This is a genomic window from Streptomyces sp. NPDC047315 (genome assembly GCF_040643215.1).
Taxonomy (GTDB): domain Bacteria; phylum Actinomycetota; class Actinomycetes; order Streptomycetales; family Streptomycetaceae; genus Streptomyces.
The window spans coordinates 278,307-299,534 of record NZ_JBEYTZ010000006.1; the positions used below are offsets into that span (position 1 = coordinate 278,307).

At 73.0% G+C, this 21,228-nt stretch carries 19 protein-coding genes; 7 read left to right on the forward strand and 12 right to left on the reverse strand.

Annotated features, from left to right (window positions below; genetic code table 11):
• Positions 1–6 precede the first annotated feature (6 nt).
• Positions 7–1,017 (forward strand): MvdC/MvdD family ATP grasp protein, encoded by a 1,011-nt coding sequence (locus tag ABZ842_RS09210; RefSeq protein ID WP_361534220.1) that lies wholly within the window; start codon positions 7–9, stop codon positions 1,015–1,017.
• A 492-nt stretch (positions 1,018–1,509) separates the two neighbouring features.
• Here ABZ842_RS09210 and ABZ842_RS09215 read toward each other — a convergent pair whose 3' ends face one another.
• The 5 genes from ABZ842_RS09215 to ABZ842_RS09235 all read right to left on the reverse strand — a co-directional run bounded on the left by ABZ842_RS09215 (position 1,510) and on the right by ABZ842_RS09235 (position 5,959).
• A complete protein-coding gene (locus tag ABZ842_RS09215; protein WP_361534223.1) occupies positions 1,510–2,658 on the reverse strand; it encodes a PP2C family protein-serine/threonine phosphatase in 1,149 nt (382 codons plus the stop codon).
• Positions 2,655–2,909: a LapA family protein gene (locus tag ABZ842_RS09220; RefSeq protein WP_361534226.1), complete on the reverse strand. Its 255-nt coding sequence runs from the start codon at positions 2,907–2,909 to the stop codon at positions 2,655–2,657. Before ABZ842_RS09220 ends, ABZ842_RS09215 begins: the two co-directional genes overlap by 4 nt.
• A 136-nt stretch (positions 2,910–3,045) precedes the next feature.
• Positions 3,046–4,290: an MFS transporter gene (locus ABZ842_RS09225; RefSeq protein WP_361534367.1), complete on the reverse strand. Its 1,245-nt coding sequence runs from the start codon at positions 4,288–4,290 to the stop codon at positions 3,046–3,048.
• 50 nt (positions 4,291–4,340) lie between these two features.
• On the reverse strand, positions 4,341–5,453 hold the full coding sequence (locus ABZ842_RS09230; protein ID WP_361534229.1) for a pyridoxal-phosphate dependent enzyme: 1,113 nt from the start codon (positions 5,451–5,453) through the stop codon (positions 4,341–4,343).
• 119 nt (positions 5,454–5,572) lie between these two features.
• Positions 5,573–5,959: a hypothetical protein gene (locus ABZ842_RS09235; protein WP_361534232.1), complete on the reverse strand. Its 387-nt coding sequence runs from the start codon at positions 5,957–5,959 to the stop codon at positions 5,573–5,575.
• Positions 5,960–6,460: 501 nt separating this feature from the next.
• On the opposite strand from ABZ842_RS09235, the gene ABZ842_RS09240 reads away from it, so the two are divergent.
• Positions 6,461–7,555 (forward strand): right-handed parallel beta-helix repeat-containing protein, encoded by a 1,095-nt coding sequence (locus ABZ842_RS09240; protein ID WP_361534235.1) that lies wholly within the window; start codon positions 6,461–6,463, stop codon positions 7,553–7,555.
• 101 nt (positions 7,556–7,656) lie between these two features.
• On the forward strand, positions 7,657–8,721 hold the full coding sequence (locus ABZ842_RS09245; RefSeq protein WP_361534238.1) for a methyltransferase: 1,065 nt from the start codon (positions 7,657–7,659) through the stop codon (positions 8,719–8,721).
• A gap of 71 nt (positions 8,722–8,792) precedes the next feature.
• Here the strand turns inward: ABZ842_RS09245 and ABZ842_RS09250 are convergent, their stop codons facing one another.
• The 7 genes from ABZ842_RS09250 to ABZ842_RS09280 all read right to left on the reverse strand — a co-directional run bounded on the left by ABZ842_RS09250 (position 8,793) and on the right by ABZ842_RS09280 (position 14,197).
• Entirely contained in the window at positions 8,793–9,146 is a 354-nt protein-coding gene (locus ABZ842_RS09250; RefSeq protein ID WP_361534241.1) for a TcmI family type II polyketide cyclase, read from the reverse strand.
• Positions 9,143–9,601 (reverse strand): SRPBCC family protein, encoded by a 459-nt coding sequence (locus tag ABZ842_RS09255; protein WP_361534244.1) that lies wholly within the window; start codon positions 9,599–9,601, stop codon positions 9,143–9,145. Before ABZ842_RS09255 ends, ABZ842_RS09250 begins: the two co-directional genes overlap by 4 nt.
• 1 nt (position 9,602) lies before the next feature.
• The gene (locus ABZ842_RS09260) at positions 9,603–9,878 is read right to left on the reverse strand and encodes an acyl carrier protein (protein ID WP_361534247.1); all 276 of its coding nucleotides are present in this window, start codon (positions 9,876–9,878) and stop codon (positions 9,603–9,605) included.
• 121 nt (positions 9,879–9,999) lie between these two features.
• Positions 10,000–11,256 carry a ketosynthase chain-length factor gene (locus ABZ842_RS09265; RefSeq protein ID WP_361534250.1) on the reverse strand — a complete coding sequence of 419 codons (1,257 nt, stop codon included), beginning with the start codon at positions 11,254–11,256 and terminating at the stop codon, positions 10,000–10,002.
• Positions 11,256–12,521: a beta-ketoacyl-[acyl-carrier-protein] synthase family protein gene (locus ABZ842_RS09270; protein ID WP_361534253.1), complete on the reverse strand. Its 1,266-nt coding sequence runs from the start codon at positions 12,519–12,521 to the stop codon at positions 11,256–11,258. Before ABZ842_RS09270 ends, ABZ842_RS09265 begins: the two co-directional genes overlap by 1 nt.
• Entirely contained in the window at positions 12,518–12,955 is a 438-nt protein-coding gene (locus ABZ842_RS09275; RefSeq protein ID WP_361534256.1) for a cupin domain-containing protein, read from the reverse strand. Before ABZ842_RS09275 ends, ABZ842_RS09270 begins: the two co-directional genes overlap by 4 nt.
• 96 nt (positions 12,956–13,051) lie before the next feature.
• Entirely contained in the window at positions 13,052–14,197 is a 1,146-nt protein-coding gene (locus ABZ842_RS09280; protein ID WP_361534259.1) for a SchA/CurD-like domain-containing protein, read from the reverse strand.
• 278 nt (positions 14,198–14,475) lie between these two features.
• On the opposite strand from ABZ842_RS09280, the gene ABZ842_RS09285 reads away from it, so the two are divergent.
• The 4 genes from ABZ842_RS09285 to ABZ842_RS09300 all read left to right on the forward strand — a co-directional run bounded on the left by ABZ842_RS09285 (position 14,476) and on the right by ABZ842_RS09300 (position 21,207).
• Positions 14,476–16,248 (forward strand): FAD-dependent monooxygenase, encoded by a 1,773-nt coding sequence (locus tag ABZ842_RS09285; RefSeq protein ID WP_361534262.1) that lies wholly within the window; start codon positions 14,476–14,478, stop codon positions 16,246–16,248.
• Between the two features lie 190 nt (positions 16,249–16,438).
• Positions 16,439–19,198, forward strand: coding sequence for a SpoIIE family protein phosphatase (locus ABZ842_RS09290; RefSeq protein WP_361534265.1), 2,760 nt, complete (start codon positions 16,439–16,441; stop codon positions 19,196–19,198).
• A gap of 300 nt (positions 19,199–19,498) precedes the next feature.
• Positions 19,499–19,903, forward strand: coding sequence for a hypothetical protein (locus tag ABZ842_RS09295; RefSeq protein WP_361534268.1), 405 nt, complete (start codon positions 19,499–19,501; stop codon positions 19,901–19,903).
• 200 nt (positions 19,904–20,103) lie between these two features.
• Positions 20,104–21,207: a serine hydrolase domain-containing protein gene (locus tag ABZ842_RS09300; RefSeq protein WP_361534271.1), complete on the forward strand. Its 1,104-nt coding sequence runs from the start codon at positions 20,104–20,106 to the stop codon at positions 21,205–21,207.
• Positions 21,208–21,228 lie beyond the last annotated feature (21 nt).

The window sequence follows — 21,228 nt, forward strand, 5'->3', positions numbered from 1 at the left end:
GACGTCATGGGCAACGCGACGATTCTGATCGTCACGGCGAGGTGGGACACCACCGCCTACGCCGCGGCCGAGGTGCTGCGCAGGAACGGCCGGGAGTCGGCCTTCTTCTACCCCGAGGACGTTCCGCAGCGCGCACGGCTCGACTCGGTCTTCCGGCGGGGGAAGTGGTCCAACAGGCTGCACACCGAGGACGGGTCGATCGACCTCGACGGCATCAAGGCCGTGTGGTGGCGCAAGCCCTTCGTGGCCCGGCCCTCGCCGTCCCTCTCCCGGGTCGAGTTCCCCTACGCCAGGCGGGAGAGCGAGGCCGCCCTGAAGGGGCTGTGGGACCTCGTCCTCGCCGATCCCGACGTCTACTGGATGAGCGACCCGAACAACATCCGCAACGCCAACAGCAAGATGATCCAGATGGCCAGGGGCGCGGCCCACGGCCTCACCTCGCCGAGGACCGTCGTCACCAACGACCCCGAGGACGTGCGCGCGTTCTACGAGGAGTGCTCGCGGCGGATGGTCTTCAAGTCCATGACGGGCCCGTTCCTGCTGCCGGGCGAGGTGGCGAACCACGCGCCCGACACGTTCGTGCCCGGCATGCCGCTGGTCCGGCCGTTCACCGACGAGGACATGGCGAAGGTCGAGAGCGTGCGGCAGAGCGCCTGCATGTTCCAGGAACTCGTGGAGAAGAAGCACGAGTTGCGGGTCACCGTCTTCGAGGACCAGATCTTCACCTGTCGGATCGAGTCCCAGCAAAACGAGCTAACGAGGTACGACTGGCGCCGTCAGGACTCGCAGCCCCGGGCGACCGTCGGCGAGCTCCCCCCATCGGTGGCGGACGCCTGTCTCGCGCTGCTGGACGAGTTCGACCTGCGCTACGGGGCCTTCGACTTCATCGTGACGCCCGACGACGAGCACGTCTTCCTGGAGCTGAATCCGAACGGCCAGTGGCTGTTCGTCCAGGAGTGGGTGCCGCAGCTGCGCCTCATGCAGACCTTCGTCGACATCATGGTGCGCAACTCCTGACGGAGCCCCGCACCTCGGCGTCGCCCCGCATCCGACGTCGTGAGGACTCCGTGCCGACCCATCCACCGCCAGACGCCCGGCCCGGGGACTTCTCGGAGCACCTCCTCTTCGGCGGGCCCTCCTGTACGCCGACGGCGCCGGCACCCACGACGGCGCCTTCGCCCGGCTCGGCCTGTGGCCGGTGCTGCGGACCTTGCCCGCGCTGGTGCGCACCACCGTCCGTCTTGCGCGTAAAGCCGACGCGCCGGCGGTGCGGCTGGTGGCCGGCGCCGAGTTCGGGCGCGGTGGCGATGTCCGCGGCGGGGACCGCCGTGCTCGCCCTGCGCTCCGGCACGACCAGCCTCGGAGGCACGGTGCAGGCGATCAACAGCCTGTACGACGAGAGCCTCTTCGTCGGCGACCTCGACCGGCTGCGGGCCCGGGCCGCCGACCGGGCGATGGGGGGCGCGGGTCGAGGCGGACCGGCCGTGACGAGCGGCCTCGCGCGCCGGTTCAGCGGACCGGGTGCGGCAGCGGCCGGTACACGGCGAGCAGGGCGGTGTCGTCGGTGGTGAGGCCGCCGGAGAAGCGGCGCACGTCGTCGACGAGGGTGCTCAGGAGCCGGGCCGGGGTCGGGAACCCGCGGCCCGTCAGCCATGCGGCGGGGTCGTAGAAGACGCCGGCGGCGTCCCGCGCCTCCGAGATGCCGTCGGTGTACAGGAGCAGCGTGGCCTGCGGCGGGAAGTCCCAGGTGTCGGGCCCGTGGTGGGCGGGGGCCAGGTCCGTCATGCCCAGCGGCACGCGGAAGGACCGGGGCGCGAGGGCGGTGACCCGCCCCTCGACGTCCAGCAGGAGGGGGGCGGGGTGACCGCAGTTGAGGACGCGTACGACCCGGTGGCCGGCGGGGATCTCCACGAGGACGCAGGTGACGAAGTCCTCCGGGTCGTCGGCGCCCGCGCGGGCCAGCCGCTCCCGGTCGAGCGCCCAATCCAGCCGCCGAGCCACCGCGTGCAGCGTCTCCTCCTGGTCCGCGGCCTCCCGGAAGGCGCCGAGGACGACGGAGACGGTCTCGATCGCGGCGATGCCCTTGCCCCGGACGTCGCCCATCACCAGCCGTACGCCGAAGGGTGTGGGGCGGACGCCGTAGAGGTCGCCGCCGATCAGGGCTTCCCGCTGGGCCGCTTCGTACCGGGCGGCCACCCGCAGCCCCGCGATGTTCTCGGCGGGGGTGGGGAGCACCGCGCGCTGGGCGGCTTCGGCCACCTCGCGGGAGGAGGCGAGCTGATCGCGTCCGCGGCGCACCACGACGTTCAGGAGGACGGCGATGGCGGTGACGAACACGATCGTGGTCAGTTGGGTCACCGAGTTCCGCAGGGAGGCGGGGTCGCCGTCCTCCCCTTCGATCACCCACAGCGCCACGGCGGTGGCGAGGGCCAGCCCGCCGATGGCCACGGTCTGTCCGGTGCTGAAGAGCGGCGCGGCCATCAGTGGGGCGGCGATGAAGAACGGGGTGCCGCTGAGCTGAGCGGGGGTGGCGATCTGGAACGCGATCCCGACCGCGATGAGGAGGAAGGGCAGCAGTCGGGACAGCCGCGACAGGTGCGACTGCAGCGTGGCGGACTCCTCGCCCAGGACCCGCCGACGGGCGGCCTTGCCGTTCACCGCCGCGCGCGGCGTCGGGCGATGAGCAGGCCGAGCACGATGCCCACGACCAGGGTGACCGTGAGGACGCTCCAGAGCGGGAGAGTGACGGTGGGGATCCAGAGCCTGATGGTCACGGACCCCGTGTTGGCGGCGATGAACCAGATGGCCAGGGCGGCGAGCAGCACCAGGCCGATGGTGCGCAACCGCACGTCCCGGCCCTTGACCGTGAGGGTCGACGGCTCGTGCGGGCTATCGAACTTTTTCGACATAGTTCGCATTATCGATGAGGACCGACATATGGGCCCTCGGGGCGACCGGCCCGGAGTCCGTTCCGTGGACCACCGGGCCGGTCTGGTGGTGCCGTTCCGTCGAGCGCCGGCCCCCTTCGACTGTTCGGCTGTTCGACTATTCGGCGGACGCGGCGGGCTCGGCCGAAGCGGTGGTGCGCTCCTCGTTGCGGGAGGTCAGGTGTCCGCGCCGGTGCAGTGCGGCCACCGCGGCCGAGCAACCGGCGCCGGTGGCGGCCAGCGCGACCCACGGCAGCCATGCCGCCCCGAGGTCGAACAGCGCACCCACGGCGAGGTTGCCCAGCCAGACCGCCACGCCTGACGCGGTGCTGTACGCCCCGTAGTGGGTGGCGACGAGGCGCCCCTTCGCCAGCCGTACGACGGTGTCCATCTCGAAGGGGTAGAGCAGCGCGCCGCCCCAGGCCAGCAGCGCGGCGCAGAGCACGAGTGCGGCCAGGGCCACCGCCCGCGGGGCCGCGCCCGCGCTCGTACCCACGGGCACCAGGAGGGGGAGGAACGCCGCGCCCATCACCAGCAGTCCGACGGCGATCGCCGGCGGCCCCGCGAGGGTGCGTTTCGCCCAGCCCGTCAGGCGGAGTTGCCCGAGGACGGCGGCGAGCGCCGAGACGGCGAAGACGGCTCCGGTCACCGGGCCCGAGTCCGCGCCGAAGACCTCGCTCGCGCGCAGCGGAAGCGCCAGATAGAGCTGGAAGGCCAGTACGTAGGAGCCGCTCATGGCGGCGGCGAACAGCACGAACGGCCGGTTGGCGACGATGGCGCGCCAGCCGTCCGCGACCGTCCGCCAGGCCGGTCGGGCGCCCCGGTCTGTCGACTCCGCGGCGCCGTCGCCGCGGAGCGAGCGGATCTGGCCCGCCGCAAGCAGCCCGAAGACGGCCGCGGCGACGGCGCAGACCATCTGGAAGTCCCACGTCAGCAGCGCGAGGCCGACGACGGGCCCGGCGAGGATGCCGGCCTGGTAGAAGACGTTGAAGAGGGCGAACGCCGCCACCCGGCGCTCCTCCCCGGCCCGGGCGGCCAACTGGGCCCGGACGGCGGGGTTGAACAGCGCCCCGGCGAAGCCGGTGAGCAGCAGGGCCGCGATCAGCAGGGGCAGGGTGCTCGCCACCGCGAGCAGGGCGAAGGCGACCGTGCGCAGCACGCAGCCCGCGACGATCAGCGGGGTGCAGCCGTAGCGGTCGGCGAGCGCGCCGCCGACGAGGAACAGGCCCTGCTGGGACAGGTTCCGCGCACCGAGGACGAGGCCCACGGTCCACGCCGCCATGCCCAGCCCGTTGGCGAGGTGGTCGGCCAGGTACGGCATCAGCATGTAGAAGCCGAGGTTGATGCCGAACTGGTTGTACATCAGTAGCCGTACGGCGGGGTCGAAGGAGGCCAGGGCGGCCCGGGCGGCCCTCACCGGGGGCCGGCCCCGGCCGTCGCGGACAGCGGGGCGCGGCCCAGCGGGTCGCGGACCCGTCGGCACCGCGTCCACCGTCGGACGGCGCGTTCGTCGGGCTCGGCGATCTCGTCCGGGTCGGCTGCGGGCGGTGCGCCCAAAAGGCCGTGTCCGTGGCACCAGGCGTCGTTGTAGACGGTGTCCAGGTAGCGGTGGGGCCCGTCGGGGAAGACAGCCGCGATCCGGGTTGCGGCAGGCAGCGTACGGGCCGCCCAGCCGGCGACCAGCGCGACCGCGCCCACGCTCCACCCTCCGGAGGCGTAGTGGCGGCGGGCGAGGAGCCGACAGGCCCACACCGCTTCGGCGGCTGCGACCCAGTGCACTTCGGCGAAGGTCGCGTAGTCGACGTTGCCGGGGTGGATGCTGGAGCCGAGGCCGCGCATCAGCCGGGGCCCGGCGGGCTGGCCGAAGATCGTCGAGCCGACGGCGTCGACGCCGATCACCTTCAGGTCGGGGTTGGCCGCCCTGAGGGCGGCGGAGATCCCGGCCGAGTGGCCGCCCGTGCCGACCGCGGCCACCAGGACGTCGACCCGGCCGAGTTGGGCGACCAGTTCGGCGGCGAGCGGGCCGTAGGCGGCGGCGTTGTCGGGGTTGCCGTACTGGTCGGGGCAGTACGCCTGCGGGCGGCGGGCCAGGTGCTCGGCGACCCGCAGCCGACGGGCCTCCTGCCAGCCCCCGGCGGGGTGCGGCGCCGTGACCTGGTCCACCCGCGCGCCGAGCGAGGCGAGCAGCTGCACCAGGGCGGGTTCCATCCCGGGGTCGCTGACGACGGTCACGGGGTGGCCGTAGGTCAGCCCGGCCAGTGCGAGCCCGAGGCCGAGGGTCCCGCTGGACGACTCCACGACGGGGGCGCCGGGCGCCAACTCGCCGCGGCGGCGGGCCTCTTTGATCATGTGCAGGGCGGGCCGGTCCTTGATGCCGCCGGGGTTGGCCCCCTCCAACTTGGCGTGGAACCCGCGCCCGGGCGGCGCGAAGGGTTCGTCGATCCACAGGACGGGGGTGGAGCCGACCAGTTGCGCGGGTCGGCGCTTGGGCGCGGGGGCGTGCGGTAGCGACGGGGAACGGTTCATGTGCGTGACTCCTGCGCACCGCGGCGAGGGCGCGGGTGCGCATGGGCAGAAGGTGCAGGGGCGCGCGGGCGCACCGCACTGCCGGTGCGATCACCGGGGGGTGGGGTGCGCGGCGCGGCCTACTGCCGCAGTACGCAGTGGCGTACGAGCGTCGTTCTGCCGTCCGCGCCGCGGAACGGGGCCGGCCGGTACGGGCCGCGGCGCGCGACGGGTTCGATCGCCGCGTCCGGCTGCGGCGCGGTGGCCGCGTCCGCGTCCGCGGCGCGGGGCCGGTCGAACCCGTGGTCGATGTGCTCGCCCCCGTCGTCGCCCTCGTGCGCGGGCGCGGAGGCGCCGGCGGCCTCGTGATGGCACGGCGCTGCGGCGACGGTGAGGTGCGGCCCGGTGGACCCGGACCGGTGCACGGCGCCGGCGAGGTGCGCGACGACGAGCACGGCGAGGCCCACGAGCAGGACGAGGCGTCCCCGGGACCTGCCGGCGAGCGCGCCGAGCCGCGAACCGATCACCGACTCAACGTAGGCGATCGACCACTCGGCGTCACTCCGAGCACGGTGAGCACGTCCGTTCGACGCCGCCCGGGCCCTGGCAGGCGCGGTTCCGCCGTGCGGCGGGCTGCGCCGCGGCGTCTGTGGCTTGCCTGTGGCTTGTCGCGCAGTTCCTCGCGCCCCTAACAGCCCCGCCGTTTCCCTGATGGAGCGTTAATCTCCACTGGCCGGTGGTGGGCTGTTCGCGCAGTTCCTCGCGCCCCTAAATACCTCCACCTCCAGCCCGCAGGCGAATGGCGGGGGAAGCGAAACAGGGGCGCGGGGAACTGCGCGACCAGGCACAGACAGGCCGCAGACGCCACACCGCAGCACACCGCACGGCGAGACCGCGCCTGCCGGGGCGGGGGCGGGAAGGCAACCCGGTCGCAGCACAGCGTGAAGCCATCTGGTCACCCCGTGTGGCAGGGTCACCGGAACGCCCCTAGCTTCGGCCTCATGACGAAAACCCATAAAAACCACAGATTGCCCAGCCGTCGTCGGCGGCGCGTCGGCGCCCTGGCCGTCGCCGCCGCCGCGCTGGTGTCCGGCGTGGCCGCGGCGCCGACGGCGGCCACCGCGGCCGGTCACCACGGCGCGCGCCACACGGTGCAGCCCGGCGAGTCCGTGCAGGCGGCCGTGGACGCGGCCAAGCCCGGGGACGTCGTCGTCCTCGCCCCCGGCACGTACCGGGAGAGCGTGCAGATCACCACCTCGGACATCACCCTGCGCGGTGCCGGGCCCGGCACGGTGATCGCGCCGCCCGCCGACGCCGAGCGCCGCAGGGCCGAGCACGCCTGTGCGAAGGGCGGCAACGGCATCTGTGTCATCGGTACGAAGGACGCGCGGGTCAGCGGGGTCACCATCCGCTCCCTGACGGTCTCGGGGTTCGCCAAGGGCGGGCTGTGGGCCTCCCACACGGACGGGCTGACCGTGCGACAGGTGACGGCCGAGAAGAACGGCACCTGGGGCATCGGGCAGGAGGCGTCGACCCGGGCCGAGTTCCGCGACAACGTCGCCCGCGGCAACAAGGACGCCGGCATCATGCTGACGAACATCGTCGGGCAGGAGGCCGCGGCCCACGACAGCCTCCGCTCGGTCGTCGCGGACAACACGCTCACCGACAACCGGCTCGGGATCATGCTCAAGCGGATCAGGAACGTGTCCGCGCAGACCAACGAGATCTCCGCGAACTGCGCCGGGATCTTCGTCGTCAGCGACGAGTCGCGGCCGGGCTCCGGTGACATCACGATCCGCTCGAACGACATCCGCGAGAACAACAAGTACTGCGCCAAGACGCCCCGGCTGCCCGCGATCCAGGGCTCCGGCATCGTGCTCACCGGCTCGGACGCCACCGAGATCCGGGGCAACGTCGTCAAGGGCCACCACAGCACCACCCTGCTGGCCGGCGGCATCATCCTGGCCGAGAGCTACGTGGGCGCCACGAACACCAACAACGTCATCGAGCACAACACCGTGACGGACAACACCGCAGCGGACCTGGTCGACCGCGGCAACGGCTCGGGCAACACCTTCGCCCGGAACGAGTGCGCCTCGTCCAAGCCCGGCGGACTGTGCTGACGCCAGCCGCCGCACCTTCCCCCGCACCACCCCGGCCGGGCCGGGCGGACCCCATGGTCGGCCCCGCCCGGCCCGCCCCCACGCGCCAGGAGAACGAAGCCATGACCACCCTGAGCACCAGACCCGACCGGACCGCCGCCGTCACCGACCCCGCTGCCCCTCCGCCAGCGATGCGGCTGCGCGAACTCGCCTTCGGCGCGGCCTGCGCCGCCGCGGTGCGGGCCGCCGCCCGGCTCGGCGTCGCCGACGCCCTCGGCGACGAGCCCGCCACCGCGGAGCAACTCGCCGCCGCCGTGACCGCCGAACCGAAGCCGCTGCGCCGGCTGCTGCGGGCCCTGGCGTGCTACGACGTCTTCAGCGAGCGGCCGGACGGCACCTTCGCCCACACCGAGATGTCCCGGATGCTGCGCGAGGACCACCCGCGCAGCCTGAAGTACATCGCGCTGTGGTGCACCGAGCCGTGGACCTGGGCGGCGTGGCCGCGGCTGGACGACGCGGTCCGCTCCGGGGACACCGTCTTCGACGAACTGTTCGGCAAGGGCTTCTTCCAGTACCTGCACCAGGACGCGCACGAGTCGGCGCAGGTCTTCAACCGCGCCATGACCACGTCGAGCGAGCAGTCCGCGCGGGAGGTCGCCGAGGTGCTCGACCTGACAGGCGTCGCGTCGGTCGCCGACATCGGCGGCGGCCAGGGGCACGTGCTGGCGAGCCTGTTGGAGAAGCACCCCGACCTGCGGGGCAGCCTGCTGGACCTGCCCGAGGTGGTGGCGAAGGCGGACGCCCGGCTGCGGGAGGGCGGCGCGCTGGCCGAGCGCGCCGAGATCGTCCCCGGCGACTGCCGACGCGAGATCCCGGTCGCCGCCGACCTCTACGTCATCAAGAACATCCTGGAGTGGGACGACCACAGCACCCTGCTGACGCTGCGCAACGTCATCGACGCCGCCCGCCCCGGCGCCCGGGTCGTGGTCATCGAGAACCTGGTCGACGACACCCCGTCGATGAAGTTCACCACCGGCATGGACCTGATGCTGCTGCTGAACGTCGGCGGCGCCAAGCACACCCGGGAGAGCATGGTGGAGCGGATCACGCAGGCGGGGCTGAGGATCGACGCGGTCCGGCCGATCAACCCGTATCTGCACGCCTTCGAAGCAGTCGTTCCGGACTAGGAACCGCAGTCGAGCCGACGCCCCGAAGACCTGGAGTCTCCGGGGCGTCGCCGTGTCGGGCGCGTCCGTGCTCAGCCGCCGCGCTCCCAGCTGTAGAAGCGCTGTGCCATCGCGTCCTTGGGGCTGCGCCAGGTCGCCGGGTCGTACGCGCTGACGTACGCCCTCAGGTCCTCGCTCAGCCGCTGGAAGTCGGGATGCTCCGTCACCTTCGCGATCGCGGGCCCCGGCGGCCGGTCCGACTCGATCAGGTGCAGGTACACCTCACCGAACTGGAACAGGCTGCGCCGGGTGACACCGACCAGGTGCGGCAGTTCGCCCCGGTCGGACTCGGCGAACAGCTCCGCGATCCCCGGCGCCGCGTCCGGTGCCATCCGGGCGACGATCAGCGCCTGGTGGGCGGCCGGCGCGGCGGGGTCGGGGCTCATCGCCGCGCCCCGGCCCGCGCTTCGATCTTGTCGCGGATCAGCGCCATCTGGACCTTCGAGTTCCGGTTGATGTTGTCGGTCATCCATGCGTCGTCGACGGGCGCGTCCCGTTTCATCGCGAAGTCCTGCCGCCAGTGCAGCCGGGTGCCGCCGGGCACTTCGGAGTACTCCCAGTGGATGTCCATGTGCTCGAACGGACCGGTCTCCACGCGGCGGGCGGCGACCTGCCGCTTCTGCCGGTCGGGGGTGCGCTCGGAGACCCAGCTCCACACCTTCCCGTTCTCGTCGGGGTGCATGGTCAGCCGGAAGGTGGTGGTGTCGCCGCGCCGGTCGAGGATCTCGACCGAGGCGTACTCGCTGAACAGCTGCGGCCAGTTCTCCAGGTCGTTGGTGATCTCCCAGACCAGGTCCAGGGGGGCGGCGACGGTGATCTCGTTCTCGGTGTGTCCGGGCACGTCAGGCTCCGCTCTTCATCAGGGTGTCGTTGACGAGTTCGAGGAACTCGCGGGGCGTCTTGCAGCGCTCCGCGTCCTGCGGCATCGGATGGCCGAACTGGTTCTCCAGCGTGGCCACGATGCCGAGGAGGCCCAGCGAATCCAGGCCGTACTCCTCGAAGGGGGTGGTGGGGTTGTCCGCCAGCGCGACGGGGTCGACGTTGATGCCGGCGTTCTTGCGCATCAGATCGGCCAGTTCGCGGTGGGTGAGGCTGGTCGTGCTGTCCGTTTCGCTCATGGGTGGTACTCCTTCGTGCCCTCGCTCGGTGAAGCGTGCGGCGGTGCACCGGCCGTCGGTGCGATCGCCGCGGTCGGTGCGGCCGTCGCGGTCGGTGCGATCGCCGCGGTCGGTGCAGTGGTCAGTCGGGTGCCGCGCCGCGCAGCACCAGGGCCGCGTTCGACCCCATCAGCCCGCGGCTGAGCACCAGCGCCGTGCGCAGCGGGGTGCGCCTGGCCCGGCCGGTGACGACGTCGATGTCGTGGCAGACGTCGAAGACGTTCGGCGTCGGCGGCACCAGGCCGTGTTCCATGGCCAGCACGGCGGCGGCCACGTCCAGCACCGGGCCGCCGCAGTACGCCCGGCCGATGCCGGTCTTGGGCGCCGTGACCGGTACGCGCCGGCCGTGCGCGCCCAGCGCGTCGACGATGGCCAGGGCTTCCGCCCGGTCGGCCGCCGGGGTGCCGAGCGCGTCCGCGAAGACCACGTCGACCTCCTCCGGGGCGGCGTCGGCGGCCTTGAGCGCGCCGCGGATCGCCCGGGCGAGCCCCTCGCGGGACTCCTCCCACCGGGAGGGCCCGGTGAAGGTGGCGGCGTGCCCGGCGACGTACGCCCGGGGGCGCACTCCGCGCCGCAGCGCCGTCGACTCCTCCTCGGTCACCAGCATCGCGCCGCCCTCCGCGGGCGCGAAGCCGCACGCGTCGGAGGTGAACGGCCGGTAGGCCCGGGTCGGGTCGTCGCCGCGGCTCAGCTCCGGGTATCCGAGTTGGCAGACGGCCGAGTAGGGCGCCAGGGGCGCTTCGGTGGAGCCCACCACGACGACGTCGGTGCCGCGGGCGACCGCGGCGGCGGACTGGGCGAGCGCGTCGAGGCCGCCGGCCTCGTCGCTGCACACCACCCCGCAGGGGCCCTTGAAGCCGCCGCGGATGGACACCTGGCCGGTGGTGGCCGCGTAGAACCAGGCGATGGACTGGTACGGGCCGACGAAGCGGGAGCCGCGGCCCCACAGCTGTTGCAGTTCGCGCTGGCCGAACTCGCCGCCGCCCGAGCCGGATGCGGTGACCACCCCGACGGCGTACGGCTGGTCCTCGTAGTCGGCGCGGCCGAGCCGGGCGTCGGCGAGGGCGAGTTCGACGGCGGCCATCGCGAAGTGCGTGAAGCGGTCGGTCTGGACCACGAACCGGTCCTCGATGACGGAGCCCGCTTCGAAGTTGCGCACCTCGCCGCCGACCCGCAGCGGAAGCTGCTCGCAGCCGTCGCGGGAGATCCTGTCGAGGACGCTGATGCCCTCCTGCGTCGCCTTCCAGAAGACGTCGGCGCCGATGCCGTTGGGGGCGACGACTCCGATGCCGGTGACGACGGTGCGTCTGTCGGGCCTGGCACCCGTGGAACTGCCCATCAGGTCCTCCCTCCGGGCCGGGTCATGACGACCGCGGACTGGAATCCGCCGAACCCGCTGCCGACGGAGAGCACGGTGCGCAGCTTCCGCGGGCGGGCGGTGCGCGGCACGTAGTCCAGGTCGCACTCGGGGTCCGGGGTCTGGTAGTTGGCCGTCGGCGGCACCACCTGGCGGTCCATCGCCAGGACGCAGGCGACGAGTTCTATCGCGCCGATCGCTCCGAGCGAGTGCCCCACCATGGACTTGATGGAGCTCATGGGCGTGCGGTACGCGTGCTCGCCCAGGGAGCGCTTCACGGCGGCCGTCTCGTGGCGGTCGTTCTGCTTGGTGCCGGAGCCGTGGGCGTTGACGTAGTCGACGTCGGTGCGGTCGACCCGGGCGTGGTCGAGGGCTTCGTCGATGGCTCGGGCCATCTCCAGGCCCTCCTTGGTGAGCCCGGTCATGTGGTACGCGTTGCCGAAGGTGGCGTAGCCGCCGAGCTCGCAGTACACGGTGGCGCCGCGGGCGCGGGCGCGTTCGAGCTCTTCGAGGACGAGGACCGCGCCGCCCTCCCCCATCACGAACCCGTCGCGGTCGGCGTCGAAGGGCCGGGACGCGTGCTCGGGGTCGTCGTTGTTGGGGGAGGTGGCCTTGATGGCGTCGAAGCAGGCCACCGTGATCGGGGATATCGGGGAGTCCGAGGCACCGGCCACGACGACGTCGGCGCGGCCCTCCTCGATGGTCTGGAAGGCGTATCCGACGGCGTCGAGGCCGGAGGTGCAGCCCGTGGAGACGGTCTGCACGGGGCCCTTGGCGCCGACCTGTTCGGCGACCGCCGACGCGAGGGTGGCCGGGGTGAAGGCGCGGTGCAGATGGGGGCCCGCGGGGCGGTGGTCGACCGCCCAGCGGGTGCCGGAGGCGGACACGGCGACGTAGTCGTGCTCCAGTCGCGTGGTGCCGCCGACGGCGCTGCCCAGGGAGACCCCGATGCGCCAGGGGTCCTCGGTGCCGGGTTCGATCCCGGCGTCGCGTATCGCCTCGCGGGCCGCGACCAGGGCGAACTGGATGTACCGGTCCTGGCGGGCGACGTCCTCCCGGTCGAGGCCGTGGGCACGGGGGTCGAAGTCGACTTCGGCGGCGATCCGGGAGCGGAAGCCCGCCGGGTCGAAGAGCGTGATGCCGCGGGTCGCGGTACGCCCGTTCTCCAGGAGGTCCCAGAACGCCGGGGCGCCGACACCGCCCGGGGCCACGATGCCAACCCCGGTGACCGCCACCCGCCGCCTCATGAAACGGCCTCCGACCGCTGCGGCGGGCTGCCGTGCGGCGCCGCGGCGGGGGTCTCCTCGGTGTCGACGTGGCCGAGTTCGGGCCGGGGGGCGAGCGGGCCGAGGTGGAAGACCATCCGGGCCTCTTCGTCGCCGACGTTGCGGAACCGGTGCCGTACGTCCTTCGGGATCAGCAGGCCCTGGTCGGGGCGGATCTGCTGGGTCACGTCGTCCAGGTCCACCTCCAGGAGGCCGCTGACGACGTACACGAACTCCTCGGAGTACGGGTGGTAGTGCTCGCCGATGCGTTCGCCGGGCTGCACGATGGCGAGGCCCATGAACCCGCTGGTCGCGCCCACCGCGGTGGGGGTGAGCAGAGCGCGCAGGTCTCCGCCGCGCCGGGTGTTGGGCTTGGTCTCGCTGAGGTCCACGATGCGTGGGGTGTGCGTGGTCATGCTGGCTTCTTCCTCCGTCTTCGAGGCCCGACGTCGGGACCCGACGTCGGGCCTCGTGATCGGGCTCCGTGATCGGGCTCCGTCTTCGAGCGCGGGTCAGTTCTCGTCCGGTGCCAACCGGTCCGTGATGAGCTGCATGTCTGCGCGGCTGACGTAGCGGGCCACCGTCGCGTCGCCCGGTTGGACGTCCAGGGACTGCGGCAGTCGGTCGCCGTCGACCAGCAGTCGGGCGAGTGCGGCGGCCTTGCGCGGGCCCTGGACGCCGAGCGCGGCCACCGCGTGGTCCTCGATCGGGCCGCTGACGTCGACGAGTCGGACGACGATGTCCTCCCGGTGGAAGACGGTGCTGCTGACGATCGGGTACTCGGGGTGCGCGGCGGCCTCCTCGTCCTGTTCGGACAGGAGTCGGGCGACGGCCAGGCCGCACCCCTCCTTGGCCTCGTAGAACAGGGCGTGCCGGTTGACCTCGCGCGGCCGGCGGCCCTCGCCGGAGACGTGGTGCACCGCGGGCAGCGCGGCGCGGGTGAAGAAGATCCGGGCGGAGTTGGGGTCGTCCAGGTCCCGGTCCTGCTCCAGATAGGGGTTGATGGCCTCCTCCACGGCCCGCACCTCGGGCTGCTTGGCGACGTGCCGCAGTGCGGCCATCAGGTCGCCCTGGACCTCGATCGCCCGCACGACGCGGTTGCCGTGCATGAAGAGCGAGGTGCGCTGCAGCCGGGTGTGGTCGTCGACGCGGGCAGCCGGTGAGCTGTAGCCGGCGAGGATCTTGGCGACGGTCTCTTCGCTGCCCGGCCGGACCGTGAAGGTGAGGGCGTGGCGCACGACGCCGTCGCCGACGCGCACCGAGGCGCGGGCGTCGGCCGCCGGCCTGCGCTGCTGTTCGGGGGCGACGCTGAATGCCTGCCCGGTCTCCCGCAGCACGTTGAACTTCAGCGACCGGGTGTCCCGCACGCAGCCGTGCAGCGGTTGGACGGTCTGCACGTGCTCCTCGCTGTTGACCCAGGCGAGGAAGGGCGGTGCGCTCTCCCACTCGCTGGTGATCAGCCACTGCGAGGGGTTCTCGATGGACTGGCAGAGCTGGTCGCTGATGTGGCCGGGGACCGAGGCGACGCTGTTGCGCATGTGCTCGTACGCCTCAAGGAATTCCTTCTGGGCGCCTTCGTGCAGGTCCAGCAGCAGGATCACCCGCAGCCGGGAGCCGTCGAAGACGGACTGCGATATGCGTTCCGACAAGGTGGTCATCGGTGTTCACGCTCCTTCGCGACCACGCCCGTCGGGCTGCGGGCCGACCCGCTCGTCCGTCGTCCGTCCGTCGCTTGCCTGTTCGTGTCCCTCGTTGGTGTCGGGGTGGTCCGCGCGCCGGCGGCGGGGCGGTGCTCCACGGCTGTGCGCGTTCGCCCCGGCGTGCCGGAGCGCTCCCGTGATCCGATCGTGATCCGCCGGCCCGGGCGGCGCGAGAGATGGGCACCATGCGGGTGAATGGGCGGGGGAACCGTTCCTGCACCGGGCACACAGAAGCCATGGAAGAGCCCACGAACGCCATGGACGGACCCACGAAGCAGTCGACGACCGCAGCCGCCGAACCGACCCCCGAAGCGCCCGCGCACCGGGTGCCGGTGCTGGTCGTGGGCGGGTCCCTGGTGGGCCTGGCCACGTCCCTTTTCCTGAGTCGACACGGCATCCCGCACCTGTTGGTCGAGAAGCACTCGGGCACCTCCACGCATCCGCGCGGACGGGGGATGAACCTGCGCACGATGGAGCTGTTCCGGGTCGCCGACGTGGAGCGGGAGATCCGTACGGCGTCGGCGGTGCTCGCCGACAACCACGGGATCCTCCAGGCGCGTTCCCTGACGGGGGCCGGCGAGGAGTGGCTGTTCAGGGAGATCGACCCGGGCGGCGGCCACAGCAGGATCAGCCCCAGCGGCTGGTGCCTGTGCAGCCAGAACGACATCGAGCCGGTGTTGGACGCGCGGTCCCGCGAGTACGGCGCCGATCTGCGCTTCTCCCACGAACTGCACTCCTTCGAGCAGGACGAGCAGGGCGTGACGGGCGTCGTGGAGAACCGGGAGACCGGCGCGCTCTTCCGGGTACGGGCGGACTACCTGGTCGCGGCGGACGGGCCGCGCAGCCCGGTGCGCTCGCGGCTCGGCATCGGACAGAGCGGGAACGGCGAGCTGTTCCACAACGTGAGCATGACCTTCACCTCGCACGGCCTCGCCGAGGTCGTCGGCGACCGGCGCTTCATCGTCTGCTACCTCACCAGCCCGGGCGCGGACGGCGCCCTGCTGCCGGTCAACAACCAAGAGCTGTGGGTCTTCCACGCACCCTGGCACCCCGAAGAGGGCGAGCCGCTGTCCGCCTTCACCGACGAGCGGTGCAGCGACCACATCCGGGCCGCCGTCGGAGTGCCCGACCTCGACGTGCAGATCACCGGGAAGGCGCCCTGGCACGCGGCCGAACGCGTCGCCGACCGCTATTCGTCCGGTCGGGTCTTCCTCGCCGGCGACTCCGCGCACGAGATGTCGCCGACGGGTGCCTTCGGCTCCAACACCGGCATCCAGGACGCGCACAACCTGGCGTGGAAGCTGGCGGCGGTGCTACGGGGCTGGGCGGGGCCGGGCCTGTTGGAGACGTACGGCGCCGAGCGCCTGCCGGTCGCCCGGGCCACCAGCGCCCGCGCCTCGGCCCGCTCCGCGGAGCACAGCCACCCCGGCTACGCGCCCGCCGCGTCCGCGAGCACCCGTCAGGGGGACGTCCTCACGGTCGCCATGGGCTACTGCTATCCGCAGGGCGCGGTGCTCGGCGCGGACGCCCGGATGCCCGTCGTCCCGGACCGGATGCGGATCACGGCCGAGCCGGGCACCCGGGCGCCCCACCTGTGGGTGACCCGCGCGGGCACCCGGATCTCCACGCTCGACCTGTACGAGCGGGTGCCGGTGCTGCTGTGCGGGGAGGGGTCCGTGTGGTGCGAGGCGGCCCGCCACGACGCGGCCCGGCTGTCGGTGCCGCTGGAGGTGCTGGCCTTCGGCCGGGGCCCGGGTGCGGACCTGGTGCCGGAGGACGAGGTGGACTGGGCCGCGGTGCACGGCGTGGAGCCCGGCGGGGCGCTGCTCGTCCGGCCGGACGGCTTCGTCGCCTGGCGGGCGGCCGGTCCCGTACCGGCTCCGGAGGCGGCCGTGGCCGAGGCCCTGACGGCGGTGTTCAGCCTGGCGACGCGCACCCCGGACCAGGAGGTCAGGATGCTCGCCGGGGAGGTGAACGACCCCAGCGACTCCCGCGACTCCCGCGTCTGAGTGGGCGCCGACGCGCGCGGCCCGCCCGGGCGCCGCGGGTCCCCGGCCCGGACGCCGTTCCCGCGGGTCCCCCGGCCCGGACGCCGTCGTTCGGCCCCGCCTCCCGCGGCCCGGAGCCGCCCGTGCGTGCACCGTCCGGCCCCGCCGAGCGCGGATGGCCCGCCCCCTGAGGGAGGTGTAGAAAGAGGACATGACCGTACGATCCGGTCGCCCACGGCTGCGTGCGCTGATGGGGATGCTCACGGTGCGCACCGTCGCGGGCCAGGTCTTCCTCCTCCAGGTCGTGATCGTGGTGCTGCTCGTCGCCGCGGGCATCACCGCGCTCGTCTTCAACGCGCAGTCGGACGGCGACCGCGAGGCGCAGCGCCGGGCCCTCGCCGTCGCGGAGACCTTCGCCAACTCGCCCGGCGTGGAGGCGGCCCTCAAGGGCCCCGACCCCACCGCCGTCCTCCAGCCGCGCACCGAGGCCGCCCGGAAGTTGGCCGGCGTCGACTTCATCACGGTCATGAACACCGAGGGCATCCGGTACACCAACCCGTATCCGGACCTCATCGGGAAGAAGTTCACGGGCCCGATCGAACCGGTGTTGAAGGGGGGCACGACCGTCGAGCACATCGGCGGGCCGCCCGGCCCCTACGTACGGGCCACCGTGCCGGTCCACGCCTCCGACGGCACCGTCATCGGACTGGTGGCGGCCGGAGTGCGGCTACAGCGCGTGAGCGGGGTCGTCGAGGAGCAGTTCCCGCTGCTGCTCGGGGTGGCGGCGTGCGTGCTGCTGCTCGCCACGGTCGGCACGGCCCTGGTCACCGGGCGGCTCAGACGCCAGACCCACGGGCTCGGTCCGGAGGAGATGACCCGGATGTACGAACACCACGACGCGGTGTTGCACGCCGTGCGTGAGGGCGTGCTCATCCTCGACGAGGACCGGCGCATCCTGCTCGTCAACGACGAGGCCCGTCGGCTGCTGGGGCTGCCCGCCGAGGTGGAGGGGCGCACGGTCGACGAGTTGGACCTGGACCCGCACACGGCACGGCTGCTGTCGTCCGGCCGGATCGCCAACGACGAGGTGTACCGGGTCGGCCAGCGGCTGCTCGCGGTGAACCAGCGCGCCACGGACCAGGCCGGCGGCCCGCCCGGCACGGTGGCCACCATCCGGGACTCCACGGAGTTGGAGGCGCTCAGCGGCCGGGTGGACGTGGCCCGCGAGCGGCTGCGGCTGCTGTACGACGCCGGCGAGGAGATCGGCACCACGCTGGACGTGGTGCGCACCTGCGAAGAGCTGACAGCCTTCGCCGCGGCCCGGTTCGCCGACTACGCGACCGTCGACCTGGCCGAGGCGGTGCTGCGGGGTGAGGAGCCGACGCCGACGGGGGCGGTCGCGGACATGCGGCGCACGGCCTTCAGCGGGCCGCGCGACGACACGGCCCTGTTCACGCTGGGCACCACGATCCGCTTCCTGCCGTCGACGGCGCTGGGGGCGGGCATCAGCAACGGCGAGGGCGTCCTGGAGGCGGACCTCGCCGCGTACGGGGGGTGGCAGCAGCAGTCCCAGTCCCGGGCCCGTCGGCTCGTCGCCGCCGGCTTCCACTCGATGGTCGCGGTGCCGCTGCGGGCCCGCGGGGCGATCCTCGGGGTGGCGATGTTCTGGCGTGCGCAGCGGCCCCAGCCCTTCGACGAGGACGACCTCTCCCTGGCGGAGGAGTTGGTGGCGCGGGCCGCGGTGAGCGTGGACAACGCCCGCCGCTACTCCCGGGAGCACACGATGGCGGTCACGCTCCAGCGCAGTCTGCTGCCGCGCGGACTGCCCGAGCAGAACGCTTTGGAAGCCGCGTACCGCTACCGCCCGGCGAAGGCTGGCCTGGGCGGGGTCGGCGGCGACTGGTACGACATCATCCCGCTGCCGGGGTCCCGGGTGGCGCTGGTGGTCGGGGACGTGGTGGGGCACGGGCTGCACGCCGCCGCCACGATGGGCCGGCTGCGCACGGCGGTGCACAACTTCTCCACCCTCGACCTGCCGCCGGACGAGTTGCTGTGGCACCTGGACGAGTTGGTGGCCCGGATGGACCAGGAGGAGACGGCCGCCGACCCGGGATCGGCGGGACCAACGGGCTCGGCGGGGTCGGCGGGTGGCGCGGGCGAGGAGCCCAGCCTGGTGGACCAGCCGGAGGCGGGGGTCACCGGCGCGACGTGTCTGATCGCGATCTACGACCCGGCCACCGGCGTCTGCACGATGGCCCGGGCGGGGCACGTGCTGCCGTTGGTGGTCCGCCCGGACGGCACGGCCGCGTTCGCCGCCGTGCCCGGCGGGCCGCCGCTGGGCCTGGGCGGGCTCCCCTTCGAGACGCTGGAGATGACCCTGCCGGAGGGCAGCATGCTGGTGCTGTACACGGACGGTCTCGTCGAGGACCGCGACCACGACATCGACGAGCGGCTCGCCGTGCTGCGCGACGTCCTCTCCGGCCACGGCGACCGTTCGCCCGAGGAGACCTGCGACGCCGTGCTCTCGGCCCTGGTGCCGGAGAGCCCGCGCGACGACATCGCGCTGCTGGTCGGCCGGACCCGGCTGCTGACCGCATCCCAGGTCGCCGAGTGGGCCGTGCCGTCGGACCCGTCGGCGGTGAGCGACGTACGGGCCCGGGTGGCCCGTACGCTCACCGACTGGGGGCTGGAGGAGGAGGCGTTCACGACGGAGTTGATCCTCAGCGAACTCGTCACCAACGCCATCCGCTACGCGGTGGGCCCGATCCGGGTGCGACTCATCCGGGACCGGGCCCTGATCTGCGAGGTGTCCGACCACAGCAGCACCTCTCCGCACCTGCGCCAGGCGGCGAACACGGACGAGGGCGGCCGTGGGCTGTTCCTGGTGGCGCAGTTCGCGGACCGCTGGGGCACCCGCTACACCACGGACGGCAAGGTGATCTGGACGGAGCAGCCGCTGTCGCAGTTCTGACGGCGCCGCCCCCCGACCAGAAGCGCTGGCGACCGCCCCCCGAACACGCCCCCGACCTGCTTCATCACCCCTTTGAGTGGCGGGGGGTTCAGCCTCTTCCCCAGCCTCCGGAACGCGAGGAATCTCTCTTCCTACGGGACCCCTCACCGGGTCGTCCCGCACCCCACCCACCCCCTTCCCCTCGGCTTTGTGCTGCGCCGAGGGGTCTTCACGGGGTGGTGGAAGCGACAGCAGAGGACGACAGAGAGACAGCAGCAACGGAAGAGAGGAACGGCCTTGAACCGGTTCAGGAAAATGATCGTGGCCACGGCAGCCTTCGCGCTCGTCGGCGGCGGCACCTTCGCCGTCTCGTCCGCGTCGGCGGAGTCCACCAAGCCCCTACAGAAGACCGCGTCGGAGTCGCGCGCGGCGAGCGTCAACATCTGGGCGAAGGTCAGCAGAAACGGAGTGCTGCTCGGCGGCCAGAACATCAGCAGCGTCACCAGATTCGGCACGGGCCGATACAGCCTGATCACCACCCTCGGGCTCGGCAACTGCGGACTGATCGGCACGCTCAACGGCGACCAGGACGCCGACCCCGGCCCGGGCACGTCGTCGGTCTTCGTCAACCGGGGCGGCCCGAACGAGATCTTCGTCCGTACGGCGACGCCATCGGCGGGGAGCGTCGACGACAACCGTGCGTTCTCCGTGATGGTCGTCTGCTGACCTTCCGGTACCGGCCACCGCCGAGCGCCTCGTGAGTGAGGCTGCGGCGCGGCTCCCGCGGTGCGGGCGGACGGGTGCACGGTCCCCGTCCGCCCGCTTCGGCAAGACGTACGGCACGGGCTGACCTGCCATCACCCGCGAAATATACCCCCACGGGGTATATTGATCGACGTTCATCGATCACACGGGAGGCGGGCGCAGTGACAGTCGAAGTCGGGGGATTGCCCACGGACGGATACGACGGAGCGCGCCGGGTCTTCCAGGAGCTGGTGGACGAGGGCGCGGAGACCGGCGCCGGCCTCTCGGTCTGGCGCGGCGGAGAGGAGGTGGTGCGGCTCGGCGCCGGCTGGGCCGACGCGGGACGCACCCGCCCCTGGCGCCCCGACACCCTCGTCCAGCCGTACTCGGTGTCCAAGCCCTTCGCCGCGCTCGCGGCGCTGGTGGCCGTGCGCGCCGGATCGCTGGAGCTGGACCGCCCGCTCGCCGACGTCTGGCGCGAGTACGGCGGCAACGGCAAGGAGCGGACCACGCTGCGGCAGGTGCTCACCCACCGGGCGGGCCAACCCCGCTTCCCCGCATCGGCGGCGGGCGTGGACCCGCTGGACGACGCCGCGCTGCGGGCGAGCCTGGCCGCCGCGCCCCCGGAGTACGCGCCCGGCACCCGCGTCGGCGAGCACGCCCTCACCTACGGCCATCTGATCGACGGGGCCCTGCGCGCCGGGGCCGGGACCACGCTGGGCGAGGTGTTCAACGAGGAGGTGCGGCCGGCCCTTGGGCTCGACGCCTGGTTCGGGGTGCCGGACGACGCCCTGGGGCGCGTGGCCGACCTGGAGCACGCGCATCCCGCGTGGCGCGCCGAACTGCCCGCGGCCCCCTGGCTCCAGGTCCCCGCCGGCCCGCTCGACCCCGCCGTCACGAACTCGGCCGCCTGGCGGCGTTCGGTGTTCGGCGCGGTGAACCTGCACGCCAGCGCCTCGTCCGTGGCCCGGTTCTTCTCCCTCCTCACCGACGCGGACGGACCGCTCGGGCGGCTGTTGGGCCGCGAGCTGCACGAGGCGTACGTCACCCCCCAGGTCACCGGGCACGACGACCTCTTCGACACCGAACTGACCTGGACGCTGGGGCTGCTCAGGGACCGGCACAAGATCGCCAAGGGCGGCATCGGCGGTTCGGCGGGCTGGTGGTCACCGGGGCAGGGCCACGCGGTGGCCTACCTGACTCGGCGCCTGGGCGACCACGGGCGGGCCGCCCGCATCGCGGCGGCCCTCGGCGACGACCTGACCGTGACCCCGATGGAGAGCTGATCCGCCCGCACCGGGCCGGGT

Bases quoted from the DNA above. Each gene is read 5' to 3' on its own strand.
- ABZ842_RS09210 (WP_361534220.1), top strand. From the start codon at position 7: ATGGGCAACGCGACGATTCTGATCGTCACGGCGAGGTGGGACACCACC.
- ABZ842_RS09220 (WP_361534226.1), bottom strand. From the start codon at position 2,909: ATGTCGAAAAAGTTCGATAGCCCGCACGAGCCGTCGACCCTCACGGTC.
- ABZ842_RS09225 (WP_361534367.1), bottom strand. From the start codon at position 4,290: ATGTACAACCAGTTCGGCATCAACCTCGGCTTCTACATGCTGATGCCG.
- ABZ842_RS09230 (WP_361534229.1), bottom strand. From the start codon at position 5,453: ATGAACCGTTCCCCGTCGCTACCGCACGCCCCCGCGCCCAAGCGCCGA.
- ABZ842_RS09245 (WP_361534238.1), top strand. From the start codon at position 7,657: ATGACCACCCTGAGCACCAGACCCGACCGGACCGCCGCCGTCACCGAC.
- ABZ842_RS09250 (WP_361534241.1), bottom strand. From the start codon at position 9,146: ATGAGCCCCGACCCCGCCGCGCCGGCCGCCCACCAGGCGCTGATCGTC.
- ABZ842_RS09260 (WP_361534247.1), bottom strand. From the start codon at position 9,878: ATGAGCGAAACGGACAGCACGACCAGCCTCACCCACCGCGAACTGGCC.
- ABZ842_RS09265 (WP_361534250.1), bottom strand. From the start codon at position 11,256: ATGGGCAGTTCCACGGGTGCCAGGCCCGACAGACGCACCGTCGTCACC.
- ABZ842_RS09270 (WP_361534253.1), bottom strand. From the start codon at position 12,521: ATGAGGCGGCGGGTGGCGGTCACCGGGGTTGGCATCGTGGCCCCGGGC.
- ABZ842_RS09275 (WP_361534256.1), bottom strand. From the start codon at position 12,955: ATGACCACGCACACCCCACGCATCGTGGACCTCAGCGAGACCAAGCCC.
- ABZ842_RS09280 (WP_361534259.1), bottom strand. From the start codon at position 14,197: ATGACCACCTTGTCGGAACGCATATCGCAGTCCGTCTTCGACGGCTCC.
- ABZ842_RS09285 (WP_361534262.1), top strand. From the start codon at position 14,476: ATGGAAGAGCCCACGAACGCCATGGACGGACCCACGAAGCAGTCGACG.
- ABZ842_RS09290 (WP_361534265.1), top strand. From the start codon at position 16,439: ATGACCGTACGATCCGGTCGCCCACGGCTGCGTGCGCTGATGGGGATG.